Source organism: Marisediminitalea sp. (genome assembly GCF_984433645.1).
On record NZ_CFIDRX010000079.1, the window covers coordinates 1 to 19558 of the forward strand.

18 protein-coding genes are annotated in these 19558 nt (G+C 44.6%); 13 read left to right on the forward strand and 5 right to left on the reverse strand.

Features of this window, described 5'->3' with window-relative positions; translation table 11 throughout:
- The 3 genes from AC4MRN_RS11480 to AC4MRN_RS11490 form a co-directional block, all read left to right on the forward strand.
- A partial coding sequence (locus AC4MRN_RS11480) for a cryptochrome/photolyase family protein (protein ID WP_491203353.1) occupies positions 1 to 954 on the forward strand: 954 nt, incomplete at its 5' end.
- Complete coding sequence (locus tag AC4MRN_RS11485) at positions 954 to 1106, forward strand: DUF2256 domain-containing protein (protein WP_491203354.1); 153 nt, start codon at positions 954 to 956, stop codon at positions 1104 to 1106. The genes AC4MRN_RS11480 and AC4MRN_RS11485, both read left to right, overlap by 1 nt.
- 143 nt (positions 1107 to 1249) lie before the next feature.
- Entirely contained in the window at positions 1250 to 2326 is a 1077-nt protein-coding gene (locus AC4MRN_RS11490; protein ID WP_491203355.1) for a zinc-binding metallopeptidase family protein, read from the forward strand.
- Here the strand turns inward: AC4MRN_RS11490 and AC4MRN_RS11495 are convergent.
- Positions 2323 to 3066 (reverse strand): proteasome-type protease, encoded by a 744-nt coding sequence (locus AC4MRN_RS11495; protein ID WP_073324543.1) that lies wholly within the window; start codon positions 3064 to 3066, stop codon positions 2323 to 2325. The genes AC4MRN_RS11490 and AC4MRN_RS11495 overlap by 4 nt on opposite strands.
- 168 nt (positions 3067 to 3234) lie before the next feature.
- Here AC4MRN_RS11495 and AC4MRN_RS11500 point away from each other — a divergent pair, with 168 nt between their 5' ends.
- The 8 genes from AC4MRN_RS11500 to AC4MRN_RS11535 all read left to right on the forward strand — a co-directional run bounded on the left by AC4MRN_RS11500 (position 3235) and on the right by AC4MRN_RS11535 (position 13569).
- Entirely contained in the window at positions 3235 to 4689 is a 1455-nt protein-coding gene (locus tag AC4MRN_RS11500; protein ID WP_073324544.1) for a circularly permuted type 2 ATP-grasp protein, read from the forward strand.
- 2 nt (positions 4690 to 4691) lie between these two features.
- Complete coding sequence (locus tag AC4MRN_RS11505; RefSeq protein ID WP_073324545.1) at positions 4692 to 5612, forward strand: alpha-E domain-containing protein; 921 nt, start codon at positions 4692 to 4694, stop codon at positions 5610 to 5612.
- Positions 5613 to 5792: 180 nt separating this feature from the next.
- The gene (gene acuR / locus AC4MRN_RS11510) at positions 5793 to 6446 is read left to right on the forward strand and encodes an acrylate utilization transcriptional regulator AcuR (protein WP_491203356.1); all 654 of its coding nucleotides are present in this window, start codon (positions 5793 to 5795) and stop codon (positions 6444 to 6446) included.
- 12 nt (positions 6447 to 6458) lie between these two features.
- Positions 6459 to 7442, forward strand: a complete 984-nt coding sequence (acuI, locus tag AC4MRN_RS11515; RefSeq protein ID WP_491203357.1) for an acrylyl-CoA reductase (NADPH) — start codon at positions 6459 to 6461, stop codon at positions 7440 to 7442.
- A gap of 1451 nt (positions 7443 to 8893) precedes the next feature.
- A complete protein-coding gene (gene lepB, locus AC4MRN_RS11520; RefSeq protein WP_491203358.1) occupies positions 8894 to 9844 on the forward strand; it encodes a signal peptidase I in 951 nt (316 codons plus the stop codon).
- Positions 9845 to 10146: 302 nt separating this feature from the next.
- Entirely contained in the window at positions 10147 to 10596 is a 450-nt protein-coding gene (gene cynS, locus AC4MRN_RS11525; RefSeq protein ID WP_073324548.1) for a cyanase, read from the forward strand.
- 177 nt (positions 10597 to 10773) lie between these two features.
- The gene (locus AC4MRN_RS11530) at positions 10774 to 12318 is read left to right on the forward strand and encodes an EAL domain-containing protein (protein WP_491203359.1); all 1545 of its coding nucleotides are present in this window, start codon (positions 10774 to 10776) and stop codon (positions 12316 to 12318) included.
- 48 nt (positions 12319 to 12366) lie between these two features.
- On the forward strand, positions 12367 to 13569 hold the full coding sequence (locus tag AC4MRN_RS11535; RefSeq protein ID WP_491203360.1) for an MFS transporter: 1203 nt from the start codon (positions 12367 to 12369) through the stop codon (positions 13567 to 13569).
- On the opposite strand, the gene AC4MRN_RS11540 is transcribed toward AC4MRN_RS11535, so the two are convergent.
- On the reverse strand, positions 13558 to 13929 hold the full coding sequence (locus AC4MRN_RS11540) for a diacylglycerol kinase (RefSeq protein ID WP_073324551.1): 372 nt from the start codon (positions 13927 to 13929) through the stop codon (positions 13558 to 13560). The two genes, AC4MRN_RS11535 and AC4MRN_RS11540, sit on opposite strands and share 12 nt — an antisense overlap.
- A gap of 141 nt (positions 13930 to 14070) precedes the next feature.
- On the opposite strand from AC4MRN_RS11540, the gene AC4MRN_RS11545 reads away from it, so the two are divergent.
- Positions 14071 to 15141, forward strand: a complete 1071-nt coding sequence (locus tag AC4MRN_RS11545; RefSeq protein WP_491203361.1) for a mechanosensitive ion channel family protein — start codon at positions 14071 to 14073, stop codon at positions 15139 to 15141.
- Between the two features lie 428 nt (positions 15142 to 15569).
- Here the strand turns inward: AC4MRN_RS11545 and AC4MRN_RS11550 are convergent, their stop codons facing one another.
- From AC4MRN_RS11550 to AC4MRN_RS11560, 3 genes are all read right to left on the reverse strand, one after another.
- The gene (locus AC4MRN_RS11550) at positions 15570 to 15995 is read right to left on the reverse strand and encodes a universal stress protein (protein ID WP_073324553.1); all 426 of its coding nucleotides are present in this window, start codon (positions 15993 to 15995) and stop codon (positions 15570 to 15572) included.
- Positions 15996 to 16078: 83 nt separating this feature from the next.
- Entirely contained in the window at positions 16079 to 17716 is a 1638-nt protein-coding gene (locus tag AC4MRN_RS11555) for an FMN-binding glutamate synthase family protein (RefSeq protein ID WP_491203362.1), read from the reverse strand.
- A gap of 1 nt (position 17717) precedes the next feature.
- Positions 17718 to 18602, reverse strand: a complete 885-nt coding sequence (locus AC4MRN_RS11560; protein ID WP_491203363.1) for a cation diffusion facilitator family transporter — start codon at positions 18600 to 18602, stop codon at positions 17718 to 17720.
- 258 nt (positions 18603 to 18860) lie between these two features.
- On the opposite strand from AC4MRN_RS11560, the gene AC4MRN_RS11565 reads away from it, so the two are divergent.
- Positions 18861 to 19352 (forward strand): hypothetical protein, encoded by a 492-nt coding sequence (locus AC4MRN_RS11565; protein ID WP_487966643.1) that lies wholly within the window; start codon positions 18861 to 18863, stop codon positions 19350 to 19352.
- Positions 19353 to 19558 lie beyond the last annotated feature (206 nt).

Here is a 19558-nt window from a genome sequence, read left to right on the forward strand (position 1 = left end):
CCTAAACCCTACACTGTGGAACCGGATGAAATCACTCAGGCAGTCATAAAGCTTGTTGAGAACACATTCCCTGACCATATGGGCAAGGCGACGGATTTCAGCTATGCCGTGACGCGTTCACAGGCACTTGAAGTGGCAAAGCAGTTTATCGAACAACGATTGCCTAATTTTGGTGACTATCAGGATGCGATGCGGGAAGGGGACGTATGGTTGTTCCATTCACACCTGTCATTTTATTTAAACAGTGGTTTATTGCTGCCCTTAGAAGTCATGCAAATGGCTGAACAGGCTTATTTTGACAACGCTGCGCCACTGAATGCCGTGGAGGGGTTTATCCGGCAGATTCTGGGTTGGCGAGAATACGTCCGCGGTTTTTACTGGCACTGTATGCCTACGTTACAACACGACAATTACTTTGAGCACACCAGGGCGTTACCGGAATTTTACTGGACTGCTCACACCAACATGAACTGTATGCGACAGTGCATAAGCGATACAAAACAACACGCTTATGCCCATCACATTCAACGCTTAATGGTCATCGGTAACTTTAGTCTGCTGGCCGGCCTTGACCCTGTGGCGGTGAACGAGTGGTACTTACTGGTGTATGCCGATGCCTACGAGTGGGTAGAAATGCCCAACGTGAGCGGTATGATCCTGTTTGCCGACGGCGGTAAGCTCGCCAGCAAGCCCTATGTTGCCAGTGGTCAGTACATTAATCGCATGTCAGACTACTGTAAAAACTGCGGCTATTCTGTGTCGAAGAAAACAGGCCCCAAAGCCTGTCCGTTCAACTACCTGTACTGGGATTTTCTCATAAAACACCAGGACAAACTGGCAAAGAATCCCCGCATGGCACTGATATATAAGAGTCTGGGACGCATGTCTGAAGACAATATTGCTGCCATGCAAGAGCAGGCTCAGGCACTCTTGAGCAAACTGGATTCCGCATAATGAAAAAGTCGGATTTGCCCAGTAAAGTATGCCCGGTTTGTCAGCGTGATTTTACCTGGCGTAAGAAATGGGCACGAAACTGGGACGACATAAAATACTGCTCCAAGCGCTGCAGCGGACAGCGCAACATGCAATCCCCGGTCATTCGATAAGCCGGGGACGCACGCCTTCACAAATCATTCATTCCTCTGTTACGAAAACATTTGCTACTATTAAGATATAAATTTATCCGGCATCGCTTACAAAGTTGGTAAATCCCTATGCCAGCGTGCTTACAACAATAGAAGTCTGCGAATTGAAAACTTATTCCTGTGTGTGTGGAAATACGCTGTATTTTGTAAACAGTCAGTGCCTCAGCTGCCAGCGCGTAGTGGGGTTCCTGAGTGATGAGCAGGTGATTTCGGCCTGTGATATTGACGACCTGGGTAATTGGGTCGCCTGCTATAACCGCAAGGCCTATCGTCCCTGTAAAAATTATTCACAGCACAATATTTGCAACTGGCTGGTACCCGCGGCAGATGAATCAGCTTACTGCCCGTCGTGTGCATTAACTGACACAATTCCGGACTTGTCGAAGCCTGAGAACCTCAAACTGTGGTTTAAAATGGAACAGGCAAAACGGCACTTGCTGTACACCCTCAACAAACTTGAATTACCGATCAGCGGTAAATCTGTAGACAGCGAGGGATTAGCATTTCGATTTTTAGAAGATGAAGTCGAAGCCTTGTACGGCCAGGAACTGACGATCAAAAAGTTAGTGATGACCGGCCACAGCGATGGTGTGATCACCATTAACCTGAAAGAAGCTGAAGCGGCCAAGCGCATTAAAATGCGTGAAATGATGAACGAACGTTACAGAACGTTAATTGGGCATTTTCGCCACGAGTCTGGCCACTATTACTGGGACAGATTAATAAAAGACAGCAACAAACTGAACGACTTCAGAGCTTTGTTTGGTGATGAAAGACAGGATTATCAGGCATCGCTGGAACGATATTACGCTGAAGGGCCGGTTCATGATTGGCATCAGCACTGTATCAGCGCGTATGCCAGCATGCACCCCTGGGAAGACTGGGCAGAAAGCTGGGCACATTACCTGCACATGTTAGACACCCTGGAAACAGCCAATGAATACGACGCCAGTTTAGAAAACCGGGCTTTGTCTAACCCGCTATCCAGTGGTCAGCCACATACATTGCGCTATAGTGAAGACAGTTTTCACACATTACTGGACGACTGGGAAAAGCTCACTACGCTGCTTAACGCGCTGAATCGAAGTATGGGGCTGGACGACGCGTATCCGTTTATGATCCCACCACGGGCACGCGAAAAGTTACATTTTATCCATTTACTGGTGCGAAACGCCGGTTAACGCTCTGGTTTTTCCCAATCAAAACGGGGCAGGCGATTAAATGCGCGTTTTAGCCCTTGTGTCCATTGCTTCTGCATAGACTTGTACATAGGGCTGTTCAGCGTATAGGTGCTATGAAACGGCTCATCGATGTTATCGGTTTGCAACATTGCCAGTTCAACCGGTGGGCCCACAGATATATTGCTTCGGATAGTTGAATCCAGCGACACCATGGCGCAGCGCGCCGCATCTTCCAGGGACGTGGTTTTGGCAATAATGCGGTCCAGAATAGGCTTGCCGTATTTGTTTTCGCCAATTTGAAGGTAAGGCGTATCATCTGACGCGCTGATAAAGTTGCCCTGCGGATAGACATGAAAAATTTCAGGTGGCTGACCCGCGATCTGGCCGCCAAATATGAAATTAGATTCGGCGCTGCTACCTGATTTCTCCATGGCTTTGGCGTGACGTTGCTGTTCTTCCTGACTCAGTTTACCTATGTACTGCGCCACTTCATAAAGCTGCTTTCCTGAGCGTAAGTTGAACGTTGCGTCCGGGTCCTGTAAATCGCGGTTAATCGCATTCATAACCGCCTGAGACGTTGCCAGGCTACCTGAAGTAAGCAGCACGCACACTCGCTCTCCCGGCCAGCAATAGCGACGCATTTTGCTGTAGGTCGCTACGTAATCCACGCCGGCGTTTGTGCGTGAATCTGATGCAAAGACCAATCCTCGATTAACTTTAACTGCTAAGCAATAAGTCACAGTCGTTCTCGTTGTTGTAGATGTGAACAATGCGAATAGAATGTCTTGATTACGCGCAATTTTCCACAATATTTTGTCATTAAACTGACATTTTTAGGATTGCAATTTCGCTGAAAAGCCGATTAGATGGGATTGTACATTTTATAACAACGATCTAGGGACCTGAGCATGGCAATCAGATGGGGTAATTATCGGGTAGGGGACTTTTACGATGAACTTATTCGCGTAGCGAATAAACCCCGCCCAGCTGCCGAACAAATCTGCAAATATTTACGCAACCTCTCCGACAAAGAACTTGAAGAATATAAAACCGCAGCCAGTACGGCTATCCATGTAATGGGGATTACTTTCACCGTTTACAGCGAAGAAGAAGGCTCTATAGACAGGGCATGGCCGTTTGACATTATTCCACGCATTATCGACAAGAAAGAATGGCTGGAAGTCGAAAAAGGCTTAAAGCAGCGCGTTAAAGCGCTGAATATGTTTATTGACGACCTTTACAACGAACAGCGCATTCTTGAAGCGGGCGTTGTTCCCAAAAGCCTGCTGGAAGCGTCAAAGAATTTCCTGCCTGAATGCAAAGGCGTCAAACCAAAAAATGGCGTCTGGGCGCATATTTGTGGTTCTGATTTAGTCAGAGATCACCATGGCACCGTTTATGTGTTAGAAGACAATCTTCGGGTACCTTCTGGCGTGTCTTACATGCTCGAGAACCGCCATGTTATGAAGCGTGTGTTCCCGGATATGTTTGAACGGTACAACATACTACCGGTAGACGATTACCCGTCTCAGCTTTATGACATGCTGTGTCAGCTTTCACCCAGAGATATTGAACAGCCAGAGATAGTGGTGCTTACGCCGGGTATTTACAACTCAGCGTACTTTGAACATGCGTATCTGGCCCAGCAAATGGGGGCAGAACTGGTTGTTGGCAGCGATCTGGTGGTAGACGATGAAGACAAAGTGTATATGCGTACGGTTGATGGATTGTCCCGGGTCGACGTAATTTATCGCCGCATCGACGATGCTTTTTTAGATCCTGAGGCATTCAGAAAAGACTCCATGCTGGGTGTTCCCGGTTTAATGCGAGCCTGGAAAGCAGGCAATGTCGGTCTTGCCAATGCTCCCGGTGCGGGCGTAGCAGACGATAAAGTGGTGTATGCTTTTGTCCCAGAAATCATTAAGTTTTATCTTGACGAAGAACCATTACTCCCAAACGTACCGACCTACAAGTGCGTGAACAAAGATGAGCGGGATTACGTCATAGAGAACATCGACAAAATGGTGGTTAAACCGGCTAACGAATCGGGCGGATACGGTATGTTGATCGGCCCTCATGCAACCAAAGCCGAGCGGGAAAAATTCGTACGTCTGATACGCCGGGATCCGCGCAATTACGTCGCTCAGCCCATGCTGCTTCTGTCCACAGCGCCGACCATTGTTGGCACTAAAGCTGAGCCGCGGCATCTGGATTTGAGGCCATTTATACTCAGTGGCGAAGACATCAAAGTTACCACTGGTGGACTAACCCGGGTTGCTATGCGTAAGGGCTCAACCGTTGTTAACTCTTCGCAAGGTGGTGGTAGTAAAGACACCTGGATAGTCGACATGGAGGGTGAATAATTATGTTGTCACGTGTCGCAAATCACATTTATTGGATGGAACGGTACTTGGAGCGAGCAGAAAACACTGCGCGCCTGATTCAGGTAAATACGCACCTGTTATTGGACTTACCCCGTGATGTTACCCTGGGCTGGGAACCAATAATCGACATGTTATCGTTTCGGGATACCTTTTATGAAAACTACAAAGAGGCCGACGAACGCAGCGTCATCAAATTCATGGTAACGGATACTGCAAACCCAGGCTCTATTATTAATTGCCTAGCGTTTGCCCGGGAAAATGCCCGGATTATTCGTGAAATTATTCCGTCAGAAGCCTGGGAGCACATTAATAACCTGCACCTAACCGCAAAAGCTGACGGGCAAAGTGTACTAACCAGACGTCACCGCTTTGATTGCCTGAATAAAATCATTGTTGCTAATCAGACAATAACAGGGCTATTGGGTGGCACCATGTTACGTGGTGAAGGCTACGCGTTTTTGCGTTTGGGTAGACATTTGGAACGCGCAGACATGACATCCAGGATCATAGATGTGCGCTCGGCGTCCTTGCTGCCTGATTTGTCTCCTGAGCATTCCGCTTTCGAAAATATTCAGTGGATGGGCGTGTTAAAGTCTCTAACGGCTTATCAGATGTATCGCCAGGAAATGCGGATCAGAATTAACCGCTCTGATGTACTGGAATTTTTGTTAACCAATGAACAATTTCCTCGCTCTCTCATTCATGGCCTTAAGCAAATGGGCAAATGTTTAAAAGAGCTGCCGAAGTCAGACGAGATTGAAAAACAGGTTGATGCATTAGCAGACGAATTGTCTAAATTGGATACGCATGAGTTAATGCAAAGCCGTTTACACGAAGTGATTGATGACATTCAACAGGGACTGCTGAACATTCACAAAGCGGTAAATGCTCAGTACTTTTAATTTACCTTAACTTAATCTCTCAACTAAAAAGCCGTGACGCATTTGCATCACGGCTTTTTTATGCTTAAAACTTTATTTAAAGTAAAAACAACAATCTAGACAACCAGTCTAAAATAAACATTGATTTATAGACGACCGGTCTATAATAATAAGTGAAAACTTACTAAAACACAGAAATTCATGAATACAGCTAAGCGGGGCAGGCCGCCAAAACAACCCAGAAACTTTGAAGATACAAAACAGGCATTGTTACTTGCTGGTATGGCTATTCTGACCGAGCGCGGTTTCAACACCGTCGGTATCGATGTCATTTTAAAACGGGTAGGCGTCCCCAAAGGGTCGTTTTATCACTATTTTAAAAACAAAGATGATTTCGGCCTACAGGTTATTCAGTACTACGACCAGTATTTTTGCGCCAAGCTACGACGCTGTTTTAATAGCGAACCCGACATGCCTTTAATGGGCCTGAAACGGTTTGTTGATGAGGCGGTGGACGGTATGCAGAAGTACCGGTTTACCCGCGGCTGTCTGATAGGCAATTTTGGCCAGGAAATGCCTATCTTGTCCGAGACCTTTAAACAACCACTGACGGATTGTTTGCAACATTGGACGGAGTTATTAGCTGCAAACCTGAGACAGGCGCAATCTATCGGACAAATCAACAACTCGATTGATTGTGATGCGCAGGCTGAATTTTTTTGGATTGGCTGGGAAGGTGCCATATTGAGTGCAAAAGTCATGCAGTCCGCATTGCCCATGCACAAATTTGCTAACGGCTTCTTTGCTCAGCTAACGTCACCAAACATGCCCATCAATACACCCTACAAATCCTAAACAGGAGGCATTATGTTTAACGCAATTTACATTACAAAAGATGACAAGGGATACCAAGCCGACATTCAGGCCTTGGATACTTCCGCGCTGCCAGATGAAGATGTGGTGATCGATGTTGAATACAGTACGCTGAACTATAAAGATGCACTGGCGGTTACTGGCAAAAGCCCGGTAGTACGGACCTTTCCAATGGTAGCAGGTATCGACCTGGCTGGTACGGTGTCATCAAGCCGCTCACCTCGATTTAAAGCTGGTGACAAGGTGTTGGTAAATGGATGGGGTCTTGGCGAACAATATTGGGGCGGACTTGCACAAAAAGCCGCTATCAATGCAGATTTCGTTCAGGCGCTGCCAGAAACTATTAGCGCGCATCATGCCATGAATGTTGGCACAGCAGGCTATACCGCGATGTTATGTGTAATGGCACTTGAATCACAAAACATTACGCCGGACAAAGGAGAGATCTTAGTCACTGGCTCAAATGGCGGTGTTGGTACGACAGCCATCGCTATCTTAGCGAAGCTCGGCTACACCGTGGTCGCTTCTACAGGCAGACTAGAGCAAGCCGACGCACTCAAAGCCTTAGGGGCTTCAGAAGTTATCGACAGAGCACAACTGAGCGAACCCGGCCGACCATTGGCCAAAGAACGCTGGGCTGGTGTTGTTGATTCAGTTGGCAGCCATACATTAGCCAACGCTTGTGCCGCTACCATGTCAGAAGGCGCAGTCGCTGCATGTGGGTTAGCTCAGGGCATGGACTTCCCGGCTACCGTTGCGCCCTTCATTTTACGAGGTGTAAAGTTATTGGGTATCAACAGTGTTACACAACCACTGGAAGTACGTGAGAAAGCTTGGTCAAGAATAGCGACTGACCTGCCACCAGAAAGCCTGGCAAGTATTACCAAAAACGTCGGACTGGCAGAAGCGTTAGCCATTGCGCCAGAATTTCTGTCTGGGCAAGTGCAGGGCAGAGTAGTGGTAGATGTAAATAAGTAGTCTCTTGTTAATGCAAATTTGCATTAGTCGTGGTGTCTGTTGGCTTGCAATAACGATTGCCAGCTAGCAGGCATCTATCTTACCTGGCAACTAAGATTTTGCTCCATAATATAAGTCACGAAGCGTAACGCATAACCATTCTTGCACCCAAACCTTCACACTAACAAACAGATTTTCTCTTTATAGTCATCAACTGAAATCAAGTGCGGCACTACAAAGGCAAAAAACGCCATCAGGCACTTAATTCTGCTGATTCATCAAAGTGTTTACGATAGTCACTCTGATTTTTAATTCATCGTCGATACTGGCACTGCCTCAGACAATGAACTTGCCCATTTATGTACATAACTAGCCTATGACGTATAACGGGAAGTTAGGGGGAAATCCCTATGGGGAACCAACGAAAAAAATGAGAACTTACAAATTACTGGCCAGGTAGTTGGTTCTGTATATATCCATTTGTAGGCTAAGCATTATGAAAACGTTCCTCAAAGCGAGCTTTTGGTTTTTAGTATTAATTCCCGCAACGATTGTTACGTTGTCTTTGTTCACTGTAGCGTTAGTCTTTAAACCGTTTTTACACGACGAATGAATAAATAAATTTTTCAGCGATATGGGGTAAGTCACGTAAAAAACAGTTTAAAGGCATAATTTAACATAATATTTAATTACCAATTGACTCTACGAGTTAAATGATGGGCAAGTAGCAACTAAGTTACCGGTGCCTCAGTTTAGTTACGAATAAACTTCGAGTCTATAAACTCGCAACTTTGTCACATAGAGCTCATATTCGAAGCTCCAAGGATCTAAGAATCGATACGAGATTAAAATATTCGCTTTTCCTTGTTGGAAATTTAAGTCCTGTATATCTCATCCACAAATTGTGACTGCATTCATAAACATCTGCATTATCCAGCGCTCAAACAGATTGGCTGAAAGAGAAAGAGGCTTTTCAATTAGCCCAGCATTTTTCACCATAACCAAACTGTACTCAAACAACATCAACATTCTCAACAATAAACATAGGCACAACCAACAGATACGAAGGTAAAAAAACAATTGTCACTGTGATAGGCACAAAACATATGTGCCGCATTACAGCGTTCCGGATACAACATTGAAACCGCATAAACACACAGGTATCAATACATTTTGTTGAAGTTGTAGACCGGAAGTAGCCCACACGAAAGTAGCAATTTAAATGAAGCACGCAGATTATCCATTACTGATGTAATAGGCCAGAAAAGCTAAATAAAAGGCCCTTACACACTCAAATACATAATTGCGCATAATGTATATTATGTTAAATAATGTATTTTAGTGCCATAATACATGTACTACTCCAGAACAATTAAATTACAGAGCCTTCAATCAGTTACCTATATCTTCTTTTTGTATTCAGAAACCTGTGATGTTAGCTTTAACCAGGTTTGAAACGCTAAGGACAAAATATGGCTTCTGTTAATGCCAACGAATGGAAACCTTCCAAACTGCTTGCGGGTATTCTTGCTTTGTTTCTAAACGCGTTTGCGTTTTTGTATGTGAATAAAGCCAGATGGTTTTGGGTATACGTTATTGTGACCTTGATTGTTGCAACAGCATCAATGGCACATTATGAGAACCCGCTATTGCAATCTCTAGTTCAGGATGGCTATTTGTCTATTGCCTTAGCATTGATTTGTATCGGCCATTCTGTGTATCTCGCTCATTACTATGATGCCGATGAACAACGAAAATGGTATGCACGTTGGTATGCTGTATTACTTATTGTGATTGGTGTTTTTGGATTAATCGGTGTCGTACGCTTGTACGTTGTAGCACCATTTCAAATACCATCTTCGGCTATGCTACCCACGCTAACACCGGGTTCACATGTACTAGTGAGCAAATCTGGATTCGCCAATAAAACACTATTCACTAGTGAAATTTATCAGACTGAGCCTTCTGTTATGCCTTTCAGAGGCGATGTCATTGTTTTTCGCTATCCGCTGGAACGAGATATTTTATACATCAAACGTGTTATCGGCTTGCCCGGTGAAACTATTCGTTATGAAAACAAACAGGTCTTTGTAAAACCTCGTTGCCTATCTGAGGCTGAATCCTGTGCTGAATTTAAAGCGTTAGAACTTATCGCATTGCCAGAACACACGTTGAGTAGCTCACCTTTATTGATATATCAGGAAGACGTAGGTTCACATCAACACAACATTGCAATCAACATGCAGCGCGAGATCCCTGATCAATTTTATTTTAATCAACCTGGCACGCCCGCTTCAGAATGGAGAGTACCAGCCAATCATTTCTTCGTTATGGGTGACAGCCGGGATAACAGTCGTGACAGTCGGTTTTGGGGATTCGTTCCGGAACAGGACATTGTTGGTCGGGCAATTTACAGCTGGTAATTATTGGTAATGGTCACTGTATACGCGTGTGCATTGTTGGTGCGTTTCAATGCGATTTATGCGCTACTTTAGTTCAATATGTGTTTTTGCTACACTATCATTCGCTAATAACACGCTGTTTTTTATGAATATTTATGCCTTGGCACTAAAGATGCTGCTGGGTTGTTTGCATAAGTAATTTACAAATTTAAATCGGATAAAGGCGTCCTGCATGGCTAAGCAATTAGCCAGCACGGGCGCCTTTTGCTTTTTTTACACCTGACACAATTTATTGATGTTTAATCCATTATGAGGAACAAGCTATGATCACTGATCGCACGCAAGTAACGGCAATGATTCAATCTGCCAAAGTGAAAAAAGGCGTAAAATGGGCCCATGTTGCTGACCTGATTGGTCAGTCTAAAGAATGGAGTACTGCAGCATGTCTTGGTCAAATGGCCATGACTAAAGAACAAGCTGAAAAAGTCGGCGATTTATTTGAATTAAGTGACGAAGCTGTAGCATGGCTTCAAATCGCTCCTTACAAAGGCTCTTTGCCTACAGCAGTGCCGACTGATCCATTAATTTATCGCTGGTACGAATTGGTTAATGTTTATGGCACAACATTAAAAGAACTTATTCACGAAGAGTTCGGCGATGGCATCATGAGTGCCATTGATTTTTCAATGGACCTTCAACGCGAGCCTGATCCGAAAGGTGACAGAGTGAGTGTTGTCATGTCAGGTAAGTTTTTACCCTATAAAACGTATTGATCTACTTTATTCCCGGGTATTCGCTTTTAATACCCGGGCACGTTAAATTCCCCTCCCCTCATATTCAAAACTTGAAACGCCCTATCCTTTTTTCAGTCATTACAACCAGGTTATTCGGTGTTGATTCAAATCGATGTTATACTTTGAACGTGCTTGAATTATGGATATTGGCACCTCATGCCCGCTATTAACAGTTATCACGTATTGTCACTCTTATTTAAGATATGTATCAGCTTACTCGTTGGATTGGCTGTGCATTTTAGTGCCACAAAATACCTGGAACTTGATTTTGAATCTGTTATTCATGCTGAGATTCATAGTACCTTCGAAGAAATTTCCCAAATAACCGGTGAACTGGACTCAGTTTTTCAATCACTGCATGCGCTCAACGTCTCAGAATGTGACGAAGACTTGTTATTAGCCATGCGTCAGCATCTATTTAGCGCTTTATATATTAAAGATCTGGGATACGTACAGGGCGACTATATGCTCTGCTCTACCGGTGTTGGTGTATTCAAAGAACCCGTTTATGTTGATATTGCAGATTATGAGGGCCCGAAAGGTTCGGAGATTTGGGTAGACCGGGGGATTGAGCTATTCGACCAACAGGTCAAGGCCATGATAATTCGCAACGGGGATTTCAATGCAGTAATAACTGAACAACAGTTCGATAGTTTAATTAGCATTCCCGTGCAATGGCGGATCATGTATCACTTTCAGGGCGAACATGTGCATGTTGCCGGACACAAAAGTCTGCCGGTACCAGTTGCTGCACAGCACAAGGTAGACGACGCGTTTTTCTATCAGACTGACTGTAGTGATGTTGTACCTTATTGCGTAGGAACACTCACACCCCGTAGCTATTTTGAGGAGTATAATCAACGTCTGCTAGTGTTGTGGTTAATTATTGCAATATTAACCGCTGTCCTGACGTTTGGTGGGCTGTTGATAGCCAGTAGATTCAGGCGTTCTATAAAGTCCAGAGTGTTACGCGGGCTAAAAACCAAGCAATTTTACTGTGAATATCAACCCATCGTGTCACTGAGTTCCGGTCATGTCATTGGCTGTGAAGTCCTGGCCCGATTTAAAGACAATACCGGCCCAATCTTTCCTGACGAATTCATCCCCGTTATTCAGGACAGTAATAAAACATGGGAGTTTTCTGTTCAAATCATGAATCGCGTTTTTAGCGATTTATCTCCTGAGTGCAACTCACTCGGCACTTTTAAGGTCAACATTAACTTCTTTGCCCGGGATATTGATAACGGTCGTGTACTGGCAATTGAAACTCACCCTCTGAACACACTGAAGAATATTAACCTGGTCGTCGAAGTGACTGAAAGTGAGCAACTGGCAAGCTCATCCAGCAAGAATACGCTTAAATCGTTAACCGAATCCGGCTTTCAGGTCGCCATTGATGACTTTGGTACCGGGTATTCAAATTTGGGACAGTTACGCCAGTTTACTTGTCACACGCTCAAAATTGATCGCAGTTTCGTAAGTGAAATGGAAGATGGCTCTATTCGTTCTTCACTGATTCCCCATGTGGTCGATATTGCAAAGAATATCAATGTGAATATCGTTGCCGAAGGTATTGAAAATGACAAGCAACGCGTGGCACTGCTCGATGCCGGCATTGCATTTGGCCAAGGCTATCATTTTGGCAAACCGATGTCGTTAAACAAGTTGATTTCTCAACTTAAGTCAGACAAGCCACAGTAAATAGTGGTAGTATAACCGCCTTATTTTGTTAGTTCATTTCCCGCACGAATGACACAGACTCCGCTGTTTTCTTCTCAATTTTCCTGGTTCCTGGCTGGCCGGGGTGTATTTAGTACTATCGAGTCCATAATGGGTGTAGCATTTGCCTGGCATTTGTATCAACTCACGAAAGACCCGTTCGACCTAGCGTTAGTGGGACTATTTCAAATAGTCCCCGTCTATCTGCTTTTTCCCATTACCGGTTGGGTTGTGGATCATTTATCCCGAAGCAAAATCCTGGTACTGGGCGCAACGGCACAGTTAACCGTACTGGTTGGTTTTGCATTGCTTATGCAAACACCTGATTTTAATAAATGGTGGCTGTTGTCGCTTATCAGTGTTTATGGCTGTGCAAAAGCGTTTATGTCACCCACACTTCAAGCAACCCTTCCAAATCTGGTTAAATCACATCAGCTAAACCAGGCTGTGGCAGTTACCAGCACTGTTTGGAATTTAGCGCTCACGATAGGCCCTTTTATAGCGGGTTTGCTGATTGCCCTACTCGACCGAAATATCTACTGGTTACTGGTGTGCGGCGCATGCGGCACGTTAATTAGTTTTTTACAGCTTCCCGCAATGGGCGCGGCGAATACAGCCGGTGGCAAGCGTGATTTATTAGGCGGCCTGCGGTTTCTAAAACACAATCAAATCGTTCTCGGCAGCTTGAGTCTGGACTTGTTTATAGTGCTGCTTGGCAGTGTGGTTGCATTGTTACCAGTCTATGCTGCAGACATATTGCATGTGGGTCCTGAAGGACTCGGCCTTCTTCGCGCTATGCCTGCGGCCGGTGCGGTATTAATGGGGATCTACCTGTCTCGCTTTAAAACCGAATTCGCTCAGACCGGAGCCACTTTATTTAACGCCTTGCTCATATTTGCTGGTTCCATTTTGGTATTTGGGCTTTCAACCAATATATGGATTTCTGCCATCGCGCTATTTGTTTATGGTGCCTCAGATATGATCAGTGTGGTAATTCGCGGGGCAGTTGTGCAACTCAATACGCCAGATGCTTTACGTGGCAGGGTCAGTGCTGCTAACTCCATATTTATCGCATCATCAAATCAGTTGGGTGATTTCAGAGCCGGTAGTACTGCAGCCGCTTTAGGGCCGGTAAATGCAACACTGCTGGGAGGCATTTGTGCGTTCGGTGTGATAATCGCCGGCGGCTACTGGTTCAAAGACTTGCGCCGGCTAACAAACCTAGAAAAATAGCCCGTATAAAATACCGCCCCAACACAACAAGGCCAGCATAATGGCCATAAAAACAGCGGCTGAGCCAATGTCTTTGGCTTTGCCGCTCAGTTCGTGAACCTCAAGGCCGATTCTATCGACAACCGCTTCAACTGCACTGTTCAACAGTTCCACAATAATAATCATCAAAAGGCTGCCGATCATCAGTATTCTCTCTACTATGGTGACGTCGAGCCATAGGCTAATACCAATACCCACAACCAGTAAAAACGTTTCCTGTCGGACCGCGGGCTCACTTAAAAAAGCCGCTTTTAACCCTTTTAAAGAATACCAGGTAGCGTAATACAAACGCTTATACCCTGTGACCTTCGTAACAAACATAGTGTGTTCCTGTAACTGCGAGAGTCGCATAGTAGCAAACTAATGCGACGAGAATGTGAATCTCTGGTGTGTCATTTGCAAGTTTTCCTGTTACCGGGTGTGTCAAAACCTTTACCCGGTAGCCGGGAGAGTCGTTAACCTATGGATTTATCGAACATTTTAACCGTTGAACAATCGCTTATTGCCTCTGCCTGTATTGTGGTTGTGTTGTGCCTATACATGGCAAAACGCCTGTTTTTGGTGCGACTTCGCAATCAAATACGTGCACAAGACAGTCAGGTTACCCATTTTTACCAGGTACTCGCCCTCGCTCTCAATGCGCCTCTCAACCTGATTATCTTCACGATTCTGTTATGGCTGGCTCGTTTCGGACTCGACATAACAGGGATCTGGTCTTATGAACAAAGTAGTGTCATTGCAGACGTTATTCGCGCGTTAATAATTATTACCTTTATTTTGTTTATCGAACGTTGGGTCACCTACGCCATAAAGGTCTATGCCGCTCGCTCTTCATTGTTAACCAACACGCGCAGTATCGCCAGTGGGGCCATTAGGGCCTGCCTAATTGGCCTGGGCATTCTGTTGGTACTGGGCTCAATGGGTATTTCTGTTACGCCATTGATTGCGTCATTGGGTATTACCTCGCTTGCAGTCGCACTTGCCTTACAGCCCACCCTAGAAAACTTTTTCTCAGGCGTTCAGATTCTTATTGATAAGCCCTTCCGTATTGGTGATTTCATTGAATTGGAAAGCGGCGAACAAGGTTTTGTAGAAAAAATCGGCTGGCGTTCTACCTGGATCAAAATGTTACCTAATAACATCGTTATTGTGCCCAACGGAAAGGTATCTCAGTCAAAAATCATTAATTATTACTATCCGGAAAAAGAGCTCTCTGTGCCAGTAGAAGTCGGAGTGCATTACAATTCAGATTTAGAGTTCGTTGAACAGGTAACACTGGAAGTGGCTAATCAGGTGCTGCTTGAGCATGAATGGGGCGTAGAAACCTACGAGCCTTTCGTGGTTTATCATACTTTCGATAATTCCAGTATTAACTTCACTGTTATGCTTCGCACCAAAGAATACTTCAATCGCTTCTTCGTCAAATCCATGTTTATTAAAGCGCTTCATAAACGCTATCAGAAAGAAGGAATTGTGATCCCCTTTCCCATTACGGCAATCAATTTACAGCAAGAGCAGTTGGACGAGAAATAGCCTTAAAAAGTCGAGTAGATATTTTTATGTGTTGAATTACCTCATTATTGCTGTGCCAGAAAAGTCGTTTCAACTTGCTAGTAATCACAAGGGTAAGCTTTACTCGCAGTAATAAGCTTTTACCTGAGAAAAACGTCAAGCACAGTTAAAATTGTTAAATATCATAACCTTAAAATCGTTACGCGTAACCATTTTAGGGCTGCAATCGTTATGCATACCGATTTTATCGATCCAGAGAACCTAGTTATTTACGTGGCATTTTGGGTCCGAAAGTTAATCAACATTGCTAACTAACTCAGCGTTCATAAAACGAATCAAGCAGCACATTAAGAGAGGAAAATAAGGAATAAAAAAAGCAGTGAGCGGTTGGGAGCTCACTGCCCTACACAGACAAAATCAGTGCCTGTAGCTGTAATTGTTACCGGCAGTTAAACTTTTACTGCCAACAAGTCGCACTCGATGCCATGCAATACAGAACTGGCTGTAGAGCCTAATAATAACTGGACGCCACTTTGTCCGTGTGTGCCCAGCACAATTAAATCTGCGCCGAGCTTTTTCGCGACTTCGTGAATTTCTTCCGCAGCAGAGCCAATAGCTACCTGAACGTGAGTGCGCGGGATTCCGTGGCCATCGGCAATGCCCTGTAGTTTTTTCTGCGCCTGTTCGCGTACTTCTTCAGAGAAGTCTCGTTCCAGGAATAATCCGTAAGGTTCAAAATTTGTTTGTGGGTAAGCCACATAAATCAGATTGATTTTTGTAGGAGAACCCGCAACGGCCAGCGCTTTGTCAACTACGGCTTCATGTTCATTAGAGAACACATCAATTGCTACTAAAACACGGTTATAACCACTCATAATTCAGCCTCCTTTTGGCTGTCTTCTATAGGGTAAGTATAGAATAACAATGTGTAATAACTGTTGATTTTAATCAATATTTCCTACGTACTACTGACGGTTTGGGTTTTATTTTCTACCTGAGCAAGAATATTTACAGGTTTAAACGAGGTGGCAGACGCTTCTTTTATGTGTAGCGCATAGGCTTCTGGCACCTGTTCGCCACAAAAACTACCCGGCTCAATGAGAGGGAAAATCTCGTCGTATCGTTTAATAGTTTGTTGATCTACGCGTCTGAAAATATGTGTCCGGTTGAGATCCTGTGAAGAACGATGCCCAGTGGAAGATAATATGTCCACCATCGCTTTTACGGTTTTATGATGGAACATAGCAACCCGTGCGCTTTTATCCTTGATATCCAACCCCTTATAAAGAGACGGATCCTGGGTAGCTACCCCAGTCGGACACGTGTTGGTATGGCACGACAAAGATTGAACGCATCCTAGCGCAAGCATCATTCCCCTGGCGCTATTACAAACATCTGCGCCTAGCGACAAGTTTTTCACCATTTGGAACGCAGTGATGATTTTCCCGGAAGCAATTATTTTGATCTTATCGCGCAGCCCAAATCCAACCAGACAATCATCGACAAAGGCCAATGCTTCGCGCAATGGAAAACCAATGCTAATCGAATATTCCAATGGCGCCGCCCCCGTACCACCTTCTCCGCCATCCACGGTTATAAAATCGGGGGTGATCCCAGACTGCTTCATGGCTTTGCACACAGCAATAAACTCACTTTTTCGGCCAATGGCCAGTTTAAAACCAACTGGTTTACCACCACTTAGTTCGCGCAGTGTTTTTACAAATTCAAGTAACCCAACAGGGGTTGAAAACGCAATGTGTGTTGGAGGTGATATTACATCTGTGGCGACTGGCACATCGCGAATTTCAGCAATTTCGGGGGTATTTTTGTGTGCAGGTAAAATACCGCCATGACCCGGTTTCGCGCCCTGGCTAAGTTTAATTTCGATCATTTTTACCGCTGGTAGACGGGCTTTTTCCTGAAAAGTAAGCGGGTTAAATGTGCCGTCTTTATTTCTACACCCAAAGTACCCCGTGCCTATCTGCCAGACAATGTCTCCACCGTTTTCAAGATGGTACGGCGTCAGACCTCCCTCTCCGGTATTCTGGTAAAAGCCGCCTAATTTTGCGCCTTTGTTCAGTGCAAGCACCGCATTTTTACTTAAGCTACCAAAGCTCATTGCAGAGATATTCAGCAAGCTGGCTTTGTAGGGTTGAGAGCAGTCTGGCCCACCAATTTCCACTCGGGGATCTTCGTCCAGCTCGTCCACACTCAGCGCTGATAACGAGTGCCCTATCCATTCATAGCCCGATTGATAGGTGTTGATTTGCGTGCCAAATGGCACGGTATCTAAACTATTCTTCGCGCGCTGATACACAATTGAGCGAAACATACGGCTAATGGGTCGACCACTGGTTTCTGTTTCAAGCAAGTACTGCTGAACAAACGGTCTAAGCTCCTCAATAATCCAGCGCATCCTGCCGACTAATGGGAAGTTTGCCAGCAGCGAGTGGCGTTTTTGTACTATGTCGTGAATAGCTATCGCCAGTAACAACCCAAAAATACCAACAACCCACCAGTAGCCATTGTAGGTAAAAGCCAATAGCAAAGCCGACATCAAGCCGATGGTTACAATAAACAAAACCCTGTTTCGCACGTTAACTCCGTTGAGATGAAAGGTCTGGCTCAATGTGTATCACAACATCATCGAGTTCTACCTGTGTTTTGAGATAGTCTTCAAATTCGTGGGCCAGATTGTGAGCTTCAGTGATCGTTAAATCGGGTGATACCAACAATGTAAGGTCAGCATTAACCTGCTCTCCCATTCGGCGGGTTCTCACATTTGTTACTCTGGTAATATGTTCAAATGACGCTGAATGACGAGAAAGCACTTCTGCTGACAGGGCCTCATCATCAGCTTTTGCATCTACCAACACGGGTAACGCTTGCTGAAACAGTTCCCAGGCTAAATTACCAACTAATACCGCAACGCCCAAACAAAACACGGTATCCAGCCAATACCAACCAGACGCTGCTAGTTGCCAGCCAACCAGTACTGCAATCGATGTAAGTACATCGCTCAAGGTATGTTTCGCATCGGCAGCCAACAATTCCGATTTGAGCGCAGACGCCTTTCGCATTTGCCAGCGACTCAGTAAAAAGTTGACAGCAATTGCCACTATCAGCAAGACCAGTCCCGTAACATTTTGTTCAACGACATTGCCGTGATGCTCAATGGCATATAAGACCAGCTCCAACGACACCACAGAAAGTAAAACCGCCAATAAGAAAATAGCCAGATACTCAAACTTCTGGTGTCCGTAAGGGTGGGATTTGTCGGCGGGTTTTTGGCTGATTCTTATGGCAACGAACGCAATCACATTATTAAATAAATCAGTAAGTGAATGCAGCGCGTCGGCAAGGATAACGGATGAATGCGTTAACAACCCAACTACCAGTTTAGTGAGGGTAAGTAACAAGTTTACACCCCCTTCAATAATCAGCACGCGTTTTATTGCTGTAAACCGCTCAACTTTATTCACGTTACGCTCATTAGTTAATTCGTTTGCTTTAAGTACACTGAGTATACGCGCCAAACTGCACCGACCAGCAGTATTTATGTTTGTTTTTTGACAAACTCGGTCAAAATGTGTCAAAAGTTTGACTTTCGTAGTATTGCATGTACAAATATTCAACAGTAATATAACGCAGAATATCGGCATTTTGTCGATAGAAAATAATAATATCCATATAAACCAACCAGATCGCTGTTTGAATCCGGTATAAAAAAGTGCGCTAAAATGGAAAAATTAGAAACAGTTAAGAGCTTGGTAAGAGCGAATAACTATAAAAACAATGATGTTACCTATAAACAGTGCCTTGAAATGGGCGTGTCGGTAAACAGGGTCGGATTGGAAATCTTTGCACGTAAATTACGTGCTATGGATCGTGCTGAAGAAATCGAAGCACACAAGAACCAGTCTATGCAAAGCAGTCATTCATCTCCTTTGCAATCAGAGCGGATGATGGACTTTGAGAAGTCTTCAATTGAATACGGCTCGGGTATACAACTGTCTTCAGACGAGGGTAATGTAGGTTTTGGTAAAGTAACCAATATTGCCAGCATTGAAACACGACGCAGGATGCCAGGCTACAGCCCAACTGAACGTAAAAAAGAAATAACGTTTGAATTGGGTACAATTAAAGTACGCGAGTATGAGTTGTTGCAAGAATTGAACATGCTCATTGCTGAAGAAAAGCAAAACGACAACAAACAAGCTGTTACTTTCTAGCGAGTGGTTCCGGTGCCCTATCAGTTCATTGATAGGGCTACAATTTGCTGGCTATACGCCGTCGCCTCAACACCCTTCACGCCATTTTTCAGATATTAGTCCGTTGTAAAGCAATGTATTTTTTGCCACCGGTCAGCGTGTCATGATATTTTTGTGAGCAAATCAGGCTAATAAATTAAGTTACGATGGAGTATATCTTTTTACTG